This is a genomic window from Pseudomonas sp. RC10 (assembly GCF_038397775.1).
GTDB lineage: Bacteria > Pseudomonadota > Gammaproteobacteria > Pseudomonadales > Pseudomonadaceae > Aquipseudomonas > Aquipseudomonas bambusae.
Window position 1 is genome coordinate 1,646,196 of record NZ_CP151650.1, and the last position, 15,866, is coordinate 1,662,061.

Sequence of the window (15,866 nt, forward strand, 5' to 3'; positions counted from 1 at the left end):
GCCACGGAATCGATTGCAATGCCCGACCCCATCGATGGCTTCCAACGTGCCGAGGGGGACAACTTCGTCCATTAAGGCGATCGTGTGTTTGGCAGCCATTGCCATAACCGGACCGAAGTTACGGGCGGTTTTCCTGTAGGTCAGGTTTCCCCAGCGGTCTGCGTATTGCGCACTGATGAGTGCGAAATCAACTGCGATAAGGTGGCGGCCGCAGGTATAAATGTGATGTAAAAGTAAAATTTTCCAGCGCCCCCAGATCTCTTTAAAATTATTCGCGTTCATAGCATTGCCTCCGCTCGTGGAGGTCTAGCATGCCCCTTGTGCATGGAGGGCGGCAGTCGACCCAAAGCGGACATAACCTAGCAATGCCGATAGCTCTTTTATGCAAGATCACCGTTGGCTACGAATTCTTACCAGCTTTGAACCTTCGAATCTGAGGTATTGGTACATACCGCCTCGGGGCCCATATACCCATTCCTCAGATCCTATGAATTCCCGACGATCCAAGACCCGCCTGTCTTCAATCATACCTGTCGGCTCCCGACTAGCCGGAGCGCCGCATTTTTGGAGTACCTGCTCAGTGGAGTCGCCTTCAGACGCTATGCCGTTCTCACACCGCATTGACGCCTGCGCGCCAAGAGCGGTGAGCGCCATCAGTATCATCACGGTCATCGCTACCCCTTTTGAACGAGGGGTCTTTCTTTCACTAATCACTTCGTAACTCCATAATTTTTAGAGTGCGTCGGATGATGCTGTAGGTAACGGGAGTGCCAGTATCAATGCGTTAAAATTCAGCGCTAAATGCGGTAGTCTGGGCAGCGAGGATGACTTTTTCGTAGTAGCAGTATGTCTCTTCTTGGCGAGCGAATACGTAGCCAGCCGACTCGTATAGGTATCGAGCGGGGTTTTGTTTAACCACACCAAGCGTGAGCAGCTTTTTCCCATGTCTCATGGCGTCGTCTTCAAAACGCCTGAGCAGAGATGCACCAACACCGCGTAATCTGTAGTCTGTTAAAACGCTGATAGAAGCTAGTACGGCCTCATCACCATTGACCTCCCAGAAGCAATACCCGACCGCTTTTGCAGCGAATTCCGCAACGAACATCCGTGTTAAGTTGGACACCCATTGTTCCAGATGCCGGTCGATTCCTACTTGCCATCGCTTCATTGACTTAGGTTCGAAGCGGGCAATGTATTCACGCTCCAGTTTGAAAACGAGTGGCAGATCTGAGGCGCTCGCTGCGCGTAACACGATAGGCGGATCTGCATCCATTCTGTGGCGTTCACGTGTCATCCGGCGAAACCTAGTGATTCAATTCCGCATGAAGAAAATCAATCAGCGCACGTGCCGAAGGCTTAATAGGTTGGCCTGGTGGATACACCGCATGGACTGATTTGAAACCTATTTCCCAATCCGCGAGCACTTTCACGAGAAGGCCGCTCTCAATCTCTGAGCGACATCCCCAAGTCCCCGTCGAAATAATTCCCAAGTCTGCTAAAGCCGCTGCGGTAGCTGCCTCATTGACAGTTACCGATACCTTACCTTCCACCCGAACAGTCGTGCTACGTCCATCTCGGTGGAAGACCCAGGCTTCCCGAGCGAAACCCGATGGCCCCATTATGATTGAGTGTTTGGCCAGATCCCCCGGCGACTTGGGTACTCCGAACCGCTTGAGATAGCCGGGAGAGGCGGCCAGAAATCTTTCAGGGCGACCGATCAATCGCGCAACGGCATTAGAGTCGTCAAGGGGCCCGAATCGCAAAGCGACATCAATCGCCTCCGAGATCATGTCCTGGATCTGGTCAGTTAGAACGAAATCAATTCGCAGTCTTGGATGGTCGTCCAGAAAGCGCCGCATACGTGGAATTACTTCCCGTATCGCGAAGCTTGTGGCGACACCCACTCTCAGGTGCCCGCTGAGTTCTCCGTTCCCCCGAACAGCGTGATCGGCATCGTCCATCGCCAGCAGTATGGGTTCTATCTTCTCCAGATAAAGCTTTCCGGCTTCTGTCAGCGTCACCGCGCGCGTTGAACGAGCGAGAAGAATTGCACCTACGTCCTTTTCCAGATTCGACATAACTCTTGAGGCGGAAGGTTGTGACAGGCCCAGCTCTCTTCCGGCAGCCGAAAAGCTCCCAGTCCGAGCGACCCGCGCAAACAGGCGCAGCGCGGCAAGCCGATCACTCATGAAGCATGCTCATCAGAGGCTGCGCACGATTGTGTTTAAATTGCTGAATCAACTGGATAACCCCTCACGTTCCATGACCCGCTGAACTGCTGGTCTCTCATTCAAGCGTTTCAGGTATCGCACAATATTTTCATAAGACGATATTGAAAAACCCGTTGGCTCCGCCCAGTTCAGGACAATCAATGCATAGGCATCAATTACGGTGAAATTCGACCCCGCGATGAAATCATGGTGTGCAAGTCGATCATCCAGCACTTTCAGTCTCCGATTGAGCCGCTGCTTCCAAAATTGTTGTGCGTTTTCCCATTCCGGAGAGTTTCTGTCCCAGATCAGGGTCCATGCATACTCTGTAGCGAACGCGGTGTGCAGATCTGCGGCGATAAATGACAACCAGCTTTCCGCCTGTACGCGCTCAAGCCTGCCCGATGGAGGGAACAGAGATTTTTCGGGAGCAAGATCTGCAATGTAGGGAAGAATTGCAACATTCTGGGTGAGAGCCGTCCCATCATCCAGCACCAGTACAGGGAGCTGGACCATCGGATTCAACTCTTTACCCGCGCAGTAATCGGACTGTGGGAGTCCGAGAGGTCCACCGGAATTGCCTCATAGCTCAGTTCGGCTTCTTCCAGCGCGATGAGGTTAGAGGTTGAACATGCCCCTGCATGGTAGTACAGCTTCACAGCGCACCTGCCGAGGTCTTGCCAACGACCATATTTGCGGCCAAGGCATCCAGAACCGGGAGCAACTCAACGGGCTCAGGGCGCTGGGTGTAGTCCGGATTGACTTCGGAATATGCAATAACGCCTTGCGTGTCGATCACATATCGGGCAGGCATTGGCAGCGTCCAGCTTGACTCGCCGTTGAATGTCTGGAGATTAACGCCGAACTGCTCATACAGCGCTTTGATTTCGCCCTGTAGCGCCCAGCGAATTCCGAATGCGTCAGCCAAGACCCCGCCCTGGTCGATCAGAATTGGAAAGGAAACACCGTTGTCACGGCGCGAAGCTCTGCTGTTGCCGGCTGTCTGCTGGGAGATGGCAACGAGCGTCGCGCCTCGCGATTCAATTTCGCTGCGCAAGGCTTCGAGCGCTTGAAGTTCCAGGTTGCAATAAGGACACCACACGCCTCGGTAGAATGTGATGACCAACGGACCTTTTAAGAGCAGATCCTCAGATATGACCGTGTTTCCATCGGAGTCAGCCAGAGTGAAAGCGGGAGCATTATCGCCGCTTCTAAGCGCGCGCTGTGCCTGTTTGGAGGCCACGAGATCCTGGGTAGACTTCTCCATCACGGCAAGGGCTTGAGCTGGAACTTTGGATTCAAAGTCATGTTTCACGGCGTCGAGTTTGAGTTGAAGCGACATCTTTTGTTTCCTAGTGTGAACAGTCACGACAGGGTCCCTAAAACAAGGTTCGGTATGTAGCCCTCGACGACAACTTTCATTTATTTGAAAAACGAATGAGGAGATTTCGAGTTGCTCGTCGAGGAAAGGAGACGCTGATCTGGGAAGGTTTCGCGATCCGTTACCGGTTAACGCAAACCACCAGAGGCATTGATGCGCTCGCCCGTTAGCCAGGCAGAATCGTCAGAAGCTAGAAACACGACCGTCGGAGCAATATCTTCTGGCTGGCCGAAACGCCCCAGCGGTGTTGCAGCAGCCATGATCTGTTGCTGTTCGCTGCCGACCAAGCCGATACGCTCTGTTCCCTCGGTTTCAGTGCCGCCTGGAGCAACGACATTCACTCGAATATTTCGCGGCCCTAGTTCCTTGGCCAAACCGGCAGACAGCGCGTCGATAGCTCCTTTTGTTGAGGAGTAGAGCACCGCTGTAGGGACAGGATTCTTGCTTGAGATAGAGCTGATGTTGATCACGCTGCCGCCTGTCTTGGGAAAGTGCTTCAGCGCTTGCTGAATCGTCAGTATTGGGCCCAGAACATTGGTGTTGTATTCCTTGTGAAACTCCTCCTCCGACACGTTTTCAAACGGTTCAAATTCGAAGGTTGCAGCATTGTTGACAAGCACAGAGGGAGTGCCAAATTTGGCTTGAGTTTCTTCGAACATTCTTTTTACATCAGCAGATGATCCAACATCACCCTGAACCGCGATTGCTTTGCCACCATTCTTCAGAATCTCAGCCACTGTGCGGTCGGCACCAGACTTGCTTGACGCATAGTTGACAGTGACGGCGGCGCCTGCGGATGCCAACGCCTTGGCAATGGCCGCGCCAATACCTTTTGATGCACCAGTCACGATGGCTACTTTGCCGGTCAGATCGTTCATGTATGTCTCTCTCGATAAGGGTATAAAAAAAGGCTGGTTTTCCCAGCCAAAGGGATGAACAGGGTCAAGTGCGGATCACACCGCCGTGAATCCACCGTCAACGACGAGGTCGGAACCAGTCATGAAAGAAGCTGAGTCGCAGCTAAGGAATGCAATCGCTTGTGAAATTTCAGCAGGGGCAGCAGCACGCTCCATGAGCGTTGTCCCCAGCAGTTGCCGGGCAAGGTCTGGATCTTTAAAAAAGTCTGCGGCCATGGGCGTCTTTACAACACCGGGGTGCACGGAGTTGACCCGAATGTTGTCTTTAGCGAGATCGGAGGCGACGGCTTTGGTAAGCATCTTGATGGCGCCCTTGCTGGCGCAATAGGCGACCTCACCATCTAGGTTGGCGACCATTGCCGCGATTGAGCCGGTGTTGACGATTACACCGCCGCCTTGGGCACGCATGACAGGCGCGACCGCTTTGCACCCTAAAAACGTGCCTTTTACGTTGATTGCCATCACCTTGTCGAACTGCTGGGCGCTGATTTCTTCAAGCGGGGTGCGCAGGTAGATCCCTGCGTTATTCACGAGAACGTCGATACGACGATGCTGGCCGAGAATCTGCTCGACGACCCGTTCCCAGTTGGCCTCATCGCTTACGTCCAGCTCTTGGAAATTTGCGACATACCCCATGCCCGTCAGCTCTTGCGCGAGTTTGAAGCCTGCACCGGTCTCTACATCGGTGATAACGACGTGAGCGCCCAGCTCTGCGAAGAGCTTGGAATGAGATTCGCCTAATCCCTGGGCACCACCCGTTATAACAACCACTTTCCCGTCTAGCTTGTTCATTCGCGCCACTCCGATTTAAGGTTTTAGATATCCTAATCGGGCTTTTTTTTTGCACCATCCGCCAAATAATCGTTTCATTTGTGCCTGGAGTTCTTGAATGGTCACCATCGTTGAAAAAACTGCCGGTCTCGCTGCTTTTGTACGCACCGTTGACTCAGGATCATTCAGTGGCGCTGGAAGGATATTGGGCGCGAGTCCGTCCGCAGTTTCCAAAAGCGTGGCTCGGCTGGAAAAGCGACTGGGCGTCAGGTTGCTGCAACGGTCTACGCGAACGCTGAGTCTTACAGCGGAGGGAAGCGTCTATTACGACTTTGTAGCGCCTCTGCTTCAAGGTATCGAAAGCGCGGAAGATGTTGTGCAATCCGCAGGGTCAGCCAAAGGGCTTTTGCGGATAACGGTGCCTGTGTTGGTTGGCAGGGCGTTGGTTTCGAAGTGGGTGAAAGAATTTTCTGAAAAGAGCCCTAACATCAAACTTGAGGTCACGGTGACTGACCGCAATGTGGATATGATCCGTGAGGGATATGATTTGGCCATACGCATCGGCAATCTCGACGATACGGGATTGATTGGGCGGCACCTGGCAGACATTTCATACCTCTTGGTGGCGTCACCTGGTTACCTGGCCAATCGGGGTCATCCCGAAAACGTTGCGGATCTTCAAGACCATGCATGCCTTAGGTACCTGCTCGCAGGGCGCCCTTACCCCTTCATATTCGCTGATGGGCGCAGTTACTTGCCTGATGGCTGCTTCGACACAGATGATGCAGTCACGCTGATTCAAGCCGCCATGGAAGGCGTTGGAATTGTTCAACTGCCCGCATTCGCACTGCGCAATGAGATCGAGCGCGGAACGCTTACCCGTGTATTGGCAAATGAGCTAATGGCAACCACCTCGATCCATGCCCTTCACGCGTTTGGCAGGCAGGTCCCAATGCGGGTTCGGCTCTTCATCGATTATCTGATGGAGACAAGTGAGCGACTTCTATGATCATCATCGATTAGGAATGTTGAGACCTGTCACCGGAGTCTGCTTCTGGCCGAAAGCTGCCTCTTGTCGGATGGCAGCTGGAAGTCCGCTAGGTTCAGGGGAAGATCTTCTGGACAAGCGAGAAAAAAGCCGGGTACATCGAGGCGGCCTTTGGACATCAATCAGCCGTTGGACAGCCACTGCCAATGATCGTGTAATCAATGGTAAGAACGAGGCCTATGGAGTGCTTGTACACCAGGTGCATCGGCACGAGGCCACAGCTATCGTCGTCGGTTGTTTGGTTCATGACTTGGGCAAAGTGATCGTGCCGAGGTCGGCGAAGCGTCCTGAAGGCATGGCCGGCCCTTGGTATCGCCAATCCCTCACAACGCACCTAGTCGCCATCCGTAGCAACAGCCCGATTAATCGGTATTGATATCGTGCAGTGACAGGTCCGTTTTACGTTGTAGCAGAGGGCGGGAAATGCTGAAAATGCTGTATCTCATGCCTTGGCGTTTTTCTGTCACGCTAAAATCTGTTCCCGACGCTTGCGATCATGTCTTGATGCGAAATGAGCTCGCGATCCCAATGTTGAGTCCCACCAAGCTTCGGTCCCATCACTGAAAGGTCGAGGTTTTAAGTTGGTCGCATCCTTCGGATTCGAGAGCTTGGCCTTGGTCGTCTTCTGTGACCCTTGCAACGGAGTAGCCCGCCAGATCCATTTCCGCTCCTCAAGATAAGAGGCGGCGCACCCAGGGATTGAACCCCGTGAGCGTTTATCATGACACTAGCGATTGTTATGGCCAATACCAGGACTCGAAAATTTGGTATATCTGAATATAAGGTTTTTTTTCGATACCTTGGTATTGGTTAGTTGTGGATTGGCAGTACCCGTACCGCTCAGTCGAAACGATTGGAAAGGAATACTATAGTATTGAAGTTGAAGGTTGTCTTGGTTTTTTTTGGGATTTAAGTTGGTGGCAGCTACATGTCTAAATGGTTGGTTGTCAAATTTCAGCATCGATAACTTTATCGCGGAGATCATGGATATTTGGCGATAATTCCCAGATTTTGTTGATTTTTGCGCCATTGACAAGCGACAGTTCCCGCCATTTTTGCCGTGAATCTGGCGCTCTCGATGAAACCCCGTATTTGCTATTTAGAGGCTGTACTATATTCTTTGCCTACCCGAAGGAGTTATGTGCCCTAGCAACTAGACCATGAAGGTCGACGGTTTGCGGATTCGTCTGCCAATCCCGCAATCGGTTGTTCAAAAAGACCAAAAAATGGTTTCCGATATGAATAACATGATTCGTTTTTACGCTTTCTCCGAAGCACGAGTTGCGGTCCGTCAATTCGGCATCACCACCAGCATCGAGTACGCGAAGCGGTACCGTGAGGACCCACGCCTGCCCAGCGCTCCCGCCATGCTGTATGCCGGAAAGGGCTGGGCGGGTTGGCATGATTTTCTGGGGCGTCAAAAGCGCGTCTTTCATCCAACGTACCGACAGGCGCAATTGGCCGTGAGCGCGTTGGGCATTCGGCGATACAGTGATTACTTGCGTCGATATCGGGAAGATCCACACCTGCCTTCGTGGCCGAACGTGACGTATGCCAACTGTGGATGGATGGGTTGGTCCGCGTTCCTGGGAGGCGAGACCGATCTGTCGAGTACACACGGCAAAACGTGGAGCGCCGCTCAACAGTGGCTTTGTTTGCAGGGCAGCGCGCCGGTTAAGAATAGGGCGATCAAGTCGGTGATCCTGGGGGTGCTCAAGCATAACGGCCTCCCTGATAATCCGCTAGGTTTCGCTGACCGAGTGTTGGGTGAATGCGAACTGTATCGGCGGTTTCTGAAGAAGCAGCCACGGGGCAAGCTCGGGTTGCTGACGACGGTCGCAGAAGAGTTCAGCCTTTGGCTATTGCGGGCCCACGAAAGCAGAAAACCCCGTCGAGCCAGCGTCACTAGCGACTGAAAGCATGAAGGCCAATGAAGCCCGAAAAGGGCTTATTTGTCTGGTTGCTTCAACATGCGGAGGTCTCAGAACAGCGTCTGCTGCTGCATCACGATGGAGCGTTTCATCGGCACGCCTTCCAGTGTCAGCAAGTATTCCTTGGCGGGCAGCCCACCGGCGAACCCAGTCAGCGTGCCGTCGGCACCGATCACTCGATGGCAAGGCGCGATAATCGAGATGGGATTTCGGCCGTTGGCTGCCCCCACGGCACGCATGGCGGTCGGGTTGCCTATCTCATGGGCAATCTGGCTGTAGGTCCTGGTTTCGCCGAACGGAATTGCCAATAGCGCGTGCCAGACATCCCGCTGAAAATCCGTGCCGACAAACGCCAGTTCGATATCGAACTGGCGCCTTTCCCCCGCAAAATATTGCCGTAGCTGCAGATCGACGTCACTCAGCATGGCGTCGTTTGGCGTGTGACGCATTTCGCCGAGACGGACGCGACCGGGTCTTTCGACCTCCCACAGAATGGCTGCGAGTCTGTCCTGATTCGACACCAAGGTAAGGTTACCGATGGGAGAGGGGACCTGCATCCAGTTGTAAATCATGATTACCTCCGTATTAACGTACCTGCTGGCTACCTGATCAGCCGGGTTCAGACGCTGCTTCTTCGGGGCGCTTTACCGCGCCTGTGTCGGTGCTGCGTGGAGTCTTTTCCACCCATGGTTTTTTGTGTGGCCGTGCGAGCCGGCGTTTCGCCACGCCCAGTATTCGCAGCGAAAGCCCTGGGTCGTCGATGACTCGGGCCATGGTGACCGCGCCGATCATCGACGTCAGCGTGAAGATCGCCGTGTCTCGGGATTCGGGATCGTCCCCAGGCCCCATCCGCCGTGCCATCGCAACGATCAGATCTTCGAAGCCTTGGGAGGCTGCACGGCGGGTTTCCGGGTCGGCCCTAACCAACTCACTGCCCATGGCCACCAATGCACATCCGGCGAGGCGATCGTCCCGATATTCGGCCGACAAGAAGTCTTCGAGGTGCCTCATGAAAGCATCGTCGGTTTCATCGATGGTGGATTCGAATGAGTCCGCCAGTTGCTCGATATTGGATGCGCATGCCGCCGCCAGCAGTTCTTCCTTGGAGGAGAAGTGCCGGTAAAAGCCACCGTGTGTCATTCCGGCTGCAGCCATGATCTCGGACACGCCCGTGGCGTGAATACCGTTGGATTTGAACGCCTTGGCGGCGATTTCAATGATCCGTTTGCGCGTCTGGGCTGTTTCTGCCTTCGACTTTCGCATTTCTCTAAACCTCCCGGCCATGCTCAAGGGCTGACCCCGCGTGCCTTTGCCCTGGCACGCCCATCAACACCTTAGATGACGACTATTACCTAAAATTACAATAGCGCCAATTCATCATCTATACCATCGCTTTCTGATTTTCGGTCGCCAGCTTTCGCCTAAACGGTCGGAATAACTCCCTGACACCGCTTGACAGTTTAGATGATGAGTCTTAGCTTAATGAATATAGTAACAACGCATCACCTAAACCGAGGGGAGTAACAGCGGGATAGGGATGCACCCAACCACCGTGTCGAAGCACAGGACCAGGCATTGGTCTCCGTCCGACAGAGCCGACACCTCGATGCAACATAAGAGAGGCACCACGATGAACAATGTAATTTCCCGGCCCGAAGGCCATGCGGTAGAAGGCCAGAGCGCAAATCGGTCGAGTTTCAAGATGTGGGGCATCTCGGCAGCTGTCGCCATTGCGCTGAGCGCTGCAGGTGCGGTGGTGTTCACCTCGCACGACCCGGTCGCTGCGCCGGAGGCGCCTTTGCCGGCGGTGGGTGTCGCCAAGCCGCTACAACAGAACATCGCGCCGCGCCTGGGTTTTCTGGGGCAGTTTTCGGCTATCGACAGGGTAGAGCTGCGCGCTCAGGTCGGCGGCACGCTGACAGGCATCCACTTCAAGGACGGCGACGTGGTCCGCAAAGGCGACCTACTGTTTGAAATTGATTCGGTGCCTTATGAAATCAAGCTGGCCCAAGCGACCGCGCAACTGGCTAATGCCACCTCTCGATTGGACTTGGCGACGCGGGAACTGACTCGCGCTCAGACCTTACGAGACAAGGACGCCGGTAGCGTGCAGAACGTAGACCAGCGTGCTGCGGAGAAGCAGGCGGCCCAAGCGGCAGTCGACGAAGCGAAAGCCTTGATTCGCGATGCTCGCTTTGATCTGGATCGCTGCAAAATCGTCGCGCCGTTCACCGGCCGTATCGGCACACACTTGGTATCGGTCGGCAACCTGATCGGCGGCAGCCGTACCGCGTCCGGAAACACCACGCTGCTTACCACGCTGGTCTCGGTTGACCCGATTTACCTCGACTTCGACATGAGCGAGTCCGATTACCTCAGCTACACCCGCGGTCGTGAAAATACAAAAGGTCCGATTGGCGGTCCGGTGCAAATCTCGCTGGCTGACGAACGCGACTACAAACGCAAAGGCACGCTGGACTTCATCGACAACTCACTGGATCGCCAGAGCGGCACCATTCGTGCCCGCGCGACGGTGCCAAACCCTGATCTGCTGCTGACTCCAGGCGCCTTCGGACGCGTGCGGATGGACTACGCCAGCGCCACCCCGGCATTGCTGGTGCCTGACGCTTCGGTTCTGCCAGATCAGGCCAACCACATGGTGCTGACCGTCGACAATGAGAACGTGGTGACCGCCAAGATCGTCAATGTCGGCGATTTACGCGACGGCCTGCGGGTCATTCGTTCCGGGCTGGAACCAACCGATCGCGTGATCGTCGACGGCATACCGCGCGCTACCCCCGGTAAGAAAGTCAATCCAGAAGATAAAACCCTCCAGGCCACCGCTGAATCGGCGCCAACCAAGCAAGGATAATCGGACATGAAACTCACTCACTTTTTTATTGAGCACCCGCGCTTTGCCGCCGTACTCAATATCTTCGTGATGCTGTTCGGCTTGGCGGCTTTGAGCCAGCTACCGGTCGCGCAGTATCCAAACATCGTTCCACCCACGGTGCAGATCACCACGAACTACCCGGGTGCGTCGGCCGACACTATTGCCAAGACCGTGGCCACGCCGCTTGAGCAGGCAGTCAACGGCGTCGAAAGCATGGAATACATCACTAGCCAGTCCACCGGCAACGGCCAACTGACCATCACGGTGATTTTCAAAGTCGGCTCCGATCCGAATCTAGCACTGATGCTGACTCGCAACCGGGTTCAGGATGCGTTATCGCGTTTGCCCCAAGAAGTGCAGCTGCAAGGCGTGCAGGTGAAGAAGACCATCGCCGCGTTGTTGCTCGGGGTGCACATGTACTCCCCGAACGGTACTCGCAACGCCGAATACCTATCCAACTACGGAATGCGCCTGCGCGATGAAATCGCTCGAATTCCGGGTGTTGCGGACTTCTGGATGCTGGGTGAGCGGCAGTACGCCATGCGGGTCTGGATCGACCCGGACAAGGCGGCTTCCTACAACATCAGCGCCGCAGAAATTCTTGCTGCACTGCGTGCGCAGAATGCTCAGGTGTCCGCCGGTGTGCTCGAGCAGCCGCCAGTGGCCAGCGATGCTGCGTATCAGATCAACGTAGAAGCGCTGGGCCGTCTGACGACGCCTGAACAGTTCGAAGACGTGATCGTCAAATCCGACAACAAGGGCCGCGTGACCCGCATTCGCGACATCGGTCGTGCTGAGCTAGGTTCGGTTGATTACGGTTCTGTCGCCTATGCCGACGAACATGTCTCGGCGCCGTTCTGGGTGATTGCCACCCCTGGCACCAACGTGGTCGAACTTGAACACGCGATCTGGGACAAGATGGCGGAGCTGAAAAAGTCGTTCCCGGCGGACGTCGATTACATGAAAATCTACGACCCGACGACCTTTGTCGGCCAGTCGATCCATGAAGTAATGCTTACCATCTTCGATGCGATCATTCTGGTCATTATTGTAGTCTTCGTCTTCCTGCAAAGCTGGCGCGCTACACTGATCCCGGTCATAGCCATCCCGATTTCCCTAGTAGGCGCGTTCACCGTGCTTGCGCTGTTCGGCGCCTCGATTAACAACTTGTCCCTTTTCGGCCTGGTGTTGGCGGTGGGGATTGTGGTGGACGACGCCATCGTTGTGGTGGAGAACGTCGAACGCAACATGGCCATGGGCATGACGCCCAGAGAAGCGGCCCACCGGACCATGGACGAGGTCTCTGGCGCGCTGATCGCCATTGCATTGACCTTGTGTGCGGTGTTCGTTCCGGCAGCGTTCATCTCCGGTATCTCAGGCCTGTTCTTTAAGCAGTTTGCGATCACCATCGCGGCCTCGACCATTATTTCGGCGTTTGTTTCGTTGACCCTAAGCCCTGCGTTGTGTGCTGTGTTTCTCAAACCGCACAAACGTGACGAGAAGCATGGTTCGAGCTTGGGTGCGCGCTTCATGGATGCCGTGTTCGGTCGTTTCAACCGTGGTTTCGACTGGCTGTCCGATCACTACGGCAGGTTCACTGGCCGCTTCGTACGCGCTACCACTTTGGTGCTCATTACCTATGCTGGCCTGATGGCGCTAACCGGCTTTCAAATGTCGCGCATGAGCACCAGCTTCATTCCGGATCAGGACATTGGCTACCTGGCGATCATCGTCCAACTGCCACCGGGTGCAAGTCTGGCGCGAACGGATGAAGTGGTGCGTGAGGTCAATCGGATTGCACTTGAAACTCCGGGCATCAAGGACATCGGCCATACGTCGCCGGCGACCGGACTGGACGTGGCCACCGGTACCGTAGCCCCAAATATCGGCACCGTGTTCGTCGGCCTGCCATCGCTGTACGACAAACAGGTACCGGGGGTGAACGCCAAAGTCATGGTGGCACGTCTGCAAGAGCGTATGTCTGTGGTCAAGGATGCTTTCGTGCTGGTGGTTAATCCGCCGCCCGTGCAGGGCTTGGGAACGGCCGGTGGCTTCAAGTTCATGCTCAAGGACAAGGAAGGCTTGGGACCTCAGGCGCTCGCAAAGGCGACCAACGAACTAGTGGCAGCTGCTAACCAAGACCCTTCGTTTGCAGGTGTGTTCACGGTATTCACTGCAGGCGCGCCATCGGTTTATGCCGACATTGATCGCCTGAAAGCCGAGAAGGTCGGGCTGACTCCGACGGACGTATTCAGCACCTTGCAGCTGTACCTAGGTTCGCAGTACGTCAATGACTTCAACTATCTGGGCCGTACCTATCAAGTGCGGGTCCAAGGTGATCAAGAATTCCGCAGGAGCAAGGAAGACATCGCTCAGCTCAAAGCGCGTAATGCCTCTGGAGACATGGTGCCGATCGGTTCGGTGGCCAGTTTCCACGACACCACCGCGCCTTACCGTGTGCCTCGTTACAACCTGTTTCCTGCCTCAGAAGTGCTTGGCGCCGCTGCGCCGGGCGTAGCCTCGGGCGATGCGATGGATCGTATGGAGCAACTGGCTCAGAACGTGCTGCCATCAGGCATTCAGCTGGAATGGACCGAACTTGCCTATCAACAGAAGAAGGCCGGTACCCCGACGCTATTGATCTTCGCAGCCTCTGCATTGTTCGTGTTCCTGGTGTTGGCTGCGCAGTATGAAAGCTGGAGATTGCCACTGGCGATTGTGCTCATCGTGCCGATGTGTCTGCTCGCTGCGGCGCTGGGGCTGGATGCGCGGACCATGTCCATCGACATCCTGGCGCAGATCGGTTTCGTGGTGTTGGTAGGGCTGGCGGCGAAGAACGCGATCCTGATCGTCGAGTTCGCCAAGCAGCGTCAGGACGATCACGGCGACAAGGCAGAGGATGCGTCGGTGGCTGCCGCTCGTACTCGTCTGCGTCCGATTCTAATGACGTCGATCGCTTTCGTGGCTGGTGTCGCACCGCTAGTGTTTGCCCACGGCGCCGGTTCGGAAATGCGCCAGTCACTGGGCACCACGGTCTTCTTCGGCATGCTCGGTGTGACTATTTTCGGCCTCATCTTTACCCCTGGTTTCTACACCTTTGTCGTCAACCTCAAAAAACAGAGGTCGGCCTCTTCGACTGCGCCCTCAAAAGATGGAGGCTTGCATGAACAGCATTAATACGAAGGCGCTCAAAACTGCGCTCAGCAGCCTGGCCCTCAGCGTGATGCTGGCCGGTTGCATGGTGGGCCCAGATTACGTGGCCCCGAAATCCGAGCTGACCGAGTTCCACAACAAGGCCAGTGATCAGGTGAAAGCCGGTCAGCAGGCGCTGCAACTTGATCGCTGGTGGACCGGGTTCAACGACCCGATGCTCGCGAACATCGTGCAACGGGCGCTGGATCAGAACCTTGACCTCGCTGCTTCGGTGGCGCGGGTCAACCAGGCCCGGGCTGCGGCCTCGGGCGCCGGAGCGCAATTGCTGCCAACCGTTGATCTGGGGGCTTCTGCCTCGGCTCAACGACAAAGCCTGCGTGGCCCGACCGCTTCGGTGGCAGGTCCGGGGCCGGGATTCGACCGTAATATTCACGACACCAACATCGGGCCGTCCGCCAGTTGGGAAATCGACGTCGCAGGCGGCCTGCGTCGCAACGCCGCTGCGGCGGAGAACGAAGCAGACGCAGCGGAAGCCGACCGTTTGGGCACGCGCATCATCGTCGCTGCCGATGCAGCAGATGCGTACTTGCAGGTTCGGGGTTTTCAGGCCCGTCTTGAAATCGCCCGGCAGCAGATCGAAACCGATGAGCATCTGTTGAAACTGGTCAAGGATCGCTATGACGCGGGGGCCGCTCAAGGGTTGGAAATCGCCCAGGCCGATGCATTGCTGAAATCGGCTCGCGCCACAGTTCCGCCCTTGCAGATCGCCCTGCAACAACAGCTGAATCGGCTCGATGTGCTGATGGGGCAGCAGCCCGGGACTTACGCGCAGCAACTGGCGAAGTACACCGACATTCCCGGTATCCCGGCTGTACCGGGTGATGCGGAGCCGACTGACGTGTTACGTCGTCGTCCCGACATCATCGCCGCTGAACGTCGCCTGGCCGCGTCCAACGAGCGTATTGGCGCTGCGATTTCGGACTACTACCCGAAAGTGTCGCTGTCTGGCGCGCTGGGTTTCGATACCACCAGCGGCAGCCTGTTCAGTTCCCGTTCGTTCACGGCCCTCGGTGGCGGAACGCTGCGTTGGCGGTTGTTCGACTTCGGCAAGGTAGACGCCGAAGTCGCTCAGGCGAAAGGGGCGAATGCCGAAGCACTCGCGCTTTATCGGCAAGCCGTGCTGAAAGCAGCGGAGGACGTCGAAAACGCGTTCGTCGGGCTCAACCAGACGGCGATCCATGTGATTCAGCTGCAAGAGCAGGTGGACGCACTCGTGAAATCCCGCGACCTGTCCGAGCAAGCCTATCGTGCCGGTTCGATCACACTGACCGACGTACTGGACGCCGACCGCCTGTTGCTGTCGGCCCGCGATGAACTCGACGCCAATCGTGCCGGTGCAGCCCGCTCTGCCGTCGCGGTGTATCGCGCCTTGGGTGGCGGCTGGGAGTCTTCCGTACCGGTCAATCACAACCAAGACGTTGCCGTCGCCAACCCCACCACTAAATGATCCCGGCGCCGAGCCGCACGATGCGGCGGCCCGGCGCTGCACGAACCTTATTGCC

General features: G+C 55.9%; 14 protein-coding genes and 1 pseudogene. 5 read left to right on the forward strand and 10 right to left on the reverse strand.

Features of this window, described 5'->3' with window-relative positions; translation table 11 throughout:
- Positions 1 to 39: 39 nt before the first annotated feature.
- The 8 genes and pseudogenes from AAEO81_RS07450 to AAEO81_RS07485 all read right to left on the reverse strand — a co-directional run.
- Positions 40 to 189, reverse strand: a pseudogene (locus AAEO81_RS07450) (CoA-transferase); the annotation flags it as partial.
- A 201-nt stretch (positions 190 to 390) separates the two neighbouring features.
- Positions 391 to 672: a DUF2845 domain-containing protein gene (locus AAEO81_RS07455; RefSeq protein WP_341962600.1), complete on the reverse strand. Its 282-nt coding sequence runs from the start codon at positions 670 to 672 to the stop codon at positions 391 to 393.
- A 112-nt stretch (positions 673 to 784) separates the two neighbouring features.
- A complete protein-coding gene (locus AAEO81_RS07460) occupies positions 785 to 1,294 on the reverse strand; it encodes a GNAT family N-acetyltransferase (RefSeq protein ID WP_341962601.1) in 510 nt (169 codons plus the stop codon).
- A 10-nt stretch (positions 1,295 to 1,304) separates the two neighbouring features.
- Positions 1,305 to 2,189: a LysR family transcriptional regulator gene (locus AAEO81_RS07465; protein ID WP_341962603.1), complete on the reverse strand. Its 885-nt coding sequence runs from the start codon at positions 2,187 to 2,189 to the stop codon at positions 1,305 to 1,307.
- Between the two features lie 48 nt (positions 2,190 to 2,237).
- A complete protein-coding gene (locus AAEO81_RS07470; RefSeq protein WP_341962604.1) occupies positions 2,238 to 2,726 on the reverse strand; it encodes a glutathione binding-like protein in 489 nt (162 codons plus the stop codon).
- 139 nt (positions 2,727 to 2,865) lie between these two features.
- Positions 2,866 to 3,552: a peroxiredoxin-like family protein gene (locus AAEO81_RS07475; protein ID WP_341962606.1), complete on the reverse strand. Its 687-nt coding sequence runs from the start codon at positions 3,550 to 3,552 to the stop codon at positions 2,866 to 2,868.
- Positions 3,553 to 3,719: 167 nt separating this feature from the next.
- Entirely contained in the window at positions 3,720 to 4,469 is a 750-nt protein-coding gene (locus AAEO81_RS07480) for a glucose 1-dehydrogenase (RefSeq protein ID WP_341962608.1), read from the reverse strand.
- A 75-nt stretch (positions 4,470 to 4,544) separates the two neighbouring features.
- Positions 4,545 to 5,300 carry a glucose 1-dehydrogenase gene (locus tag AAEO81_RS07485; protein WP_341962609.1) on the reverse strand — a complete coding sequence of 252 codons (756 nt, stop codon included), beginning with the start codon at positions 5,298 to 5,300 and terminating at the stop codon, positions 4,545 to 4,547.
- Positions 5,301 to 5,397: 97 nt separating this feature from the next.
- Here AAEO81_RS07485 and AAEO81_RS07490 point away from each other — a divergent pair, with 97 nt between their 5' ends.
- Entirely contained in the window at positions 5,398 to 6,288 is an 891-nt protein-coding gene (locus AAEO81_RS07490; RefSeq protein ID WP_341962610.1) for a LysR family transcriptional regulator, read from the forward strand.
- A gap of 1,199 nt (positions 6,289 to 7,487) precedes the next feature.
- The gene (locus tag AAEO81_RS07495) at positions 7,488 to 8,243 is read left to right on the forward strand and encodes an integrase repeat-containing protein (protein ID WP_341962611.1); all 756 of its coding nucleotides are present in this window, start codon (positions 7,488 to 7,490) and stop codon (positions 8,241 to 8,243) included.
- 65 nt (positions 8,244 to 8,308) lie between these two features.
- Here the strand turns inward: AAEO81_RS07495 and AAEO81_RS07500 are convergent, their stop codons facing one another.
- Together AAEO81_RS07500 and AAEO81_RS07505 are read right to left on the reverse strand one after the other, a co-directional pair.
- On the reverse strand, positions 8,309 to 8,830 hold the full coding sequence (locus AAEO81_RS07500; RefSeq protein ID WP_341962612.1) for a methylated-DNA--[protein]-cysteine S-methyltransferase: 522 nt from the start codon (positions 8,828 to 8,830) through the stop codon (positions 8,309 to 8,311).
- 37 nt (positions 8,831 to 8,867) lie between these two features.
- The gene (locus tag AAEO81_RS07505) at positions 8,868 to 9,521 is read right to left on the reverse strand and encodes a TetR/AcrR family transcriptional regulator (RefSeq protein WP_341962613.1); all 654 of its coding nucleotides are present in this window, start codon (positions 9,519 to 9,521) and stop codon (positions 8,868 to 8,870) included.
- A 367-nt stretch (positions 9,522 to 9,888) separates the two neighbouring features.
- On the opposite strand from AAEO81_RS07505, the gene AAEO81_RS07510 reads away from it, so the two are divergent.
- From AAEO81_RS07510 to AAEO81_RS07520, 3 genes are read left to right on the forward strand one after another with little or no spacing between them, the layout of a single operon-like run.
- On the forward strand, positions 9,889 to 11,130 hold the full coding sequence (locus tag AAEO81_RS07510) for an efflux RND transporter periplasmic adaptor subunit (protein WP_341962614.1): 1,242 nt from the start codon (positions 9,889 to 9,891) through the stop codon (positions 11,128 to 11,130).
- A 6-nt stretch (positions 11,131 to 11,136) separates the two neighbouring features.
- Positions 11,137 to 14,328: a multidrug efflux RND transporter permease subunit gene (locus AAEO81_RS07515; RefSeq protein WP_341962615.1), complete on the forward strand. Its 3,192-nt coding sequence runs from the start codon at positions 11,137 to 11,139 to the stop codon at positions 14,326 to 14,328.
- The gene (locus tag AAEO81_RS07520) at positions 14,315 to 15,811 is read left to right on the forward strand and encodes a TolC family protein (protein ID WP_341962616.1); all 1,497 of its coding nucleotides are present in this window, start codon (positions 14,315 to 14,317) and stop codon (positions 15,809 to 15,811) included. The genes AAEO81_RS07515 and AAEO81_RS07520 overlap by 14 nt, the downstream gene beginning before the upstream one ends.
- Positions 15,812 to 15,866: the final 55 nt, after the last annotated feature.

Bases quoted from the DNA above. Each gene is read 5' to 3' on its own strand.
- AAEO81_RS07455 (WP_341962600.1), bottom strand. From the start codon at position 672: ATGACCGTGATGATACTGATGGCGCTCACCGCTCTTGGCGCGCAGGCG.
- AAEO81_RS07460 (WP_341962601.1), bottom strand. From the start codon at position 1,294: ATGACACGTGAACGCCACAGAATGGATGCAGATCCGCCTATCGTGTTA.
- AAEO81_RS07465 (WP_341962603.1), bottom strand. From the start codon at position 2,189: ATGAGTGATCGGCTTGCCGCGCTGCGCCTGTTTGCGCGGGTCGCTCGG.
- AAEO81_RS07470 (WP_341962604.1), bottom strand. From the start codon at position 2,726: ATGGTCCAGCTCCCTGTACTGGTGCTGGATGATGGGACGGCTCTCACC.
- AAEO81_RS07475 (WP_341962606.1), bottom strand. From the start codon at position 3,552: ATGTCGCTTCAACTCAAACTCGACGCCGTGAAACATGACTTTGAATCC.
- AAEO81_RS07480 (WP_341962608.1), bottom strand. From the start codon at position 4,469: ATGAACGATCTGACCGGCAAAGTAGCCATCGTGACTGGTGCATCAAAA.
- AAEO81_RS07485 (WP_341962609.1), bottom strand. From the start codon at position 5,300: ATGAACAAGCTAGACGGGAAAGTGGTTGTTATAACGGGTGGTGCCCAG.
- AAEO81_RS07490 (WP_341962610.1), top strand. From the start codon at position 5,398: ATGGTCACCATCGTTGAAAAAACTGCCGGTCTCGCTGCTTTTGTACGC.
- AAEO81_RS07495 (WP_341962611.1), top strand. From the start codon at position 7,488: ATGAAGGTCGACGGTTTGCGGATTCGTCTGCCAATCCCGCAATCGGTT.
- AAEO81_RS07500 (WP_341962612.1), bottom strand. From the start codon at position 8,830: ATGATTTACAACTGGATGCAGGTCCCCTCTCCCATCGGTAACCTTACC.
- AAEO81_RS07505 (WP_341962613.1), bottom strand. From the start codon at position 9,521: ATGCGAAAGTCGAAGGCAGAAACAGCCCAGACGCGCAAACGGATCATT.
- AAEO81_RS07510 (WP_341962614.1), top strand. From the start codon at position 9,889: ATGAACAATGTAATTTCCCGGCCCGAAGGCCATGCGGTAGAAGGCCAG.
- AAEO81_RS07515 (WP_341962615.1), top strand. From the start codon at position 11,137: ATGAAACTCACTCACTTTTTTATTGAGCACCCGCGCTTTGCCGCCGTA.
- AAEO81_RS07520 (WP_341962616.1), top strand. From the start codon at position 14,315: ATGAACAGCATTAATACGAAGGCGCTCAAAACTGCGCTCAGCAGCCTG.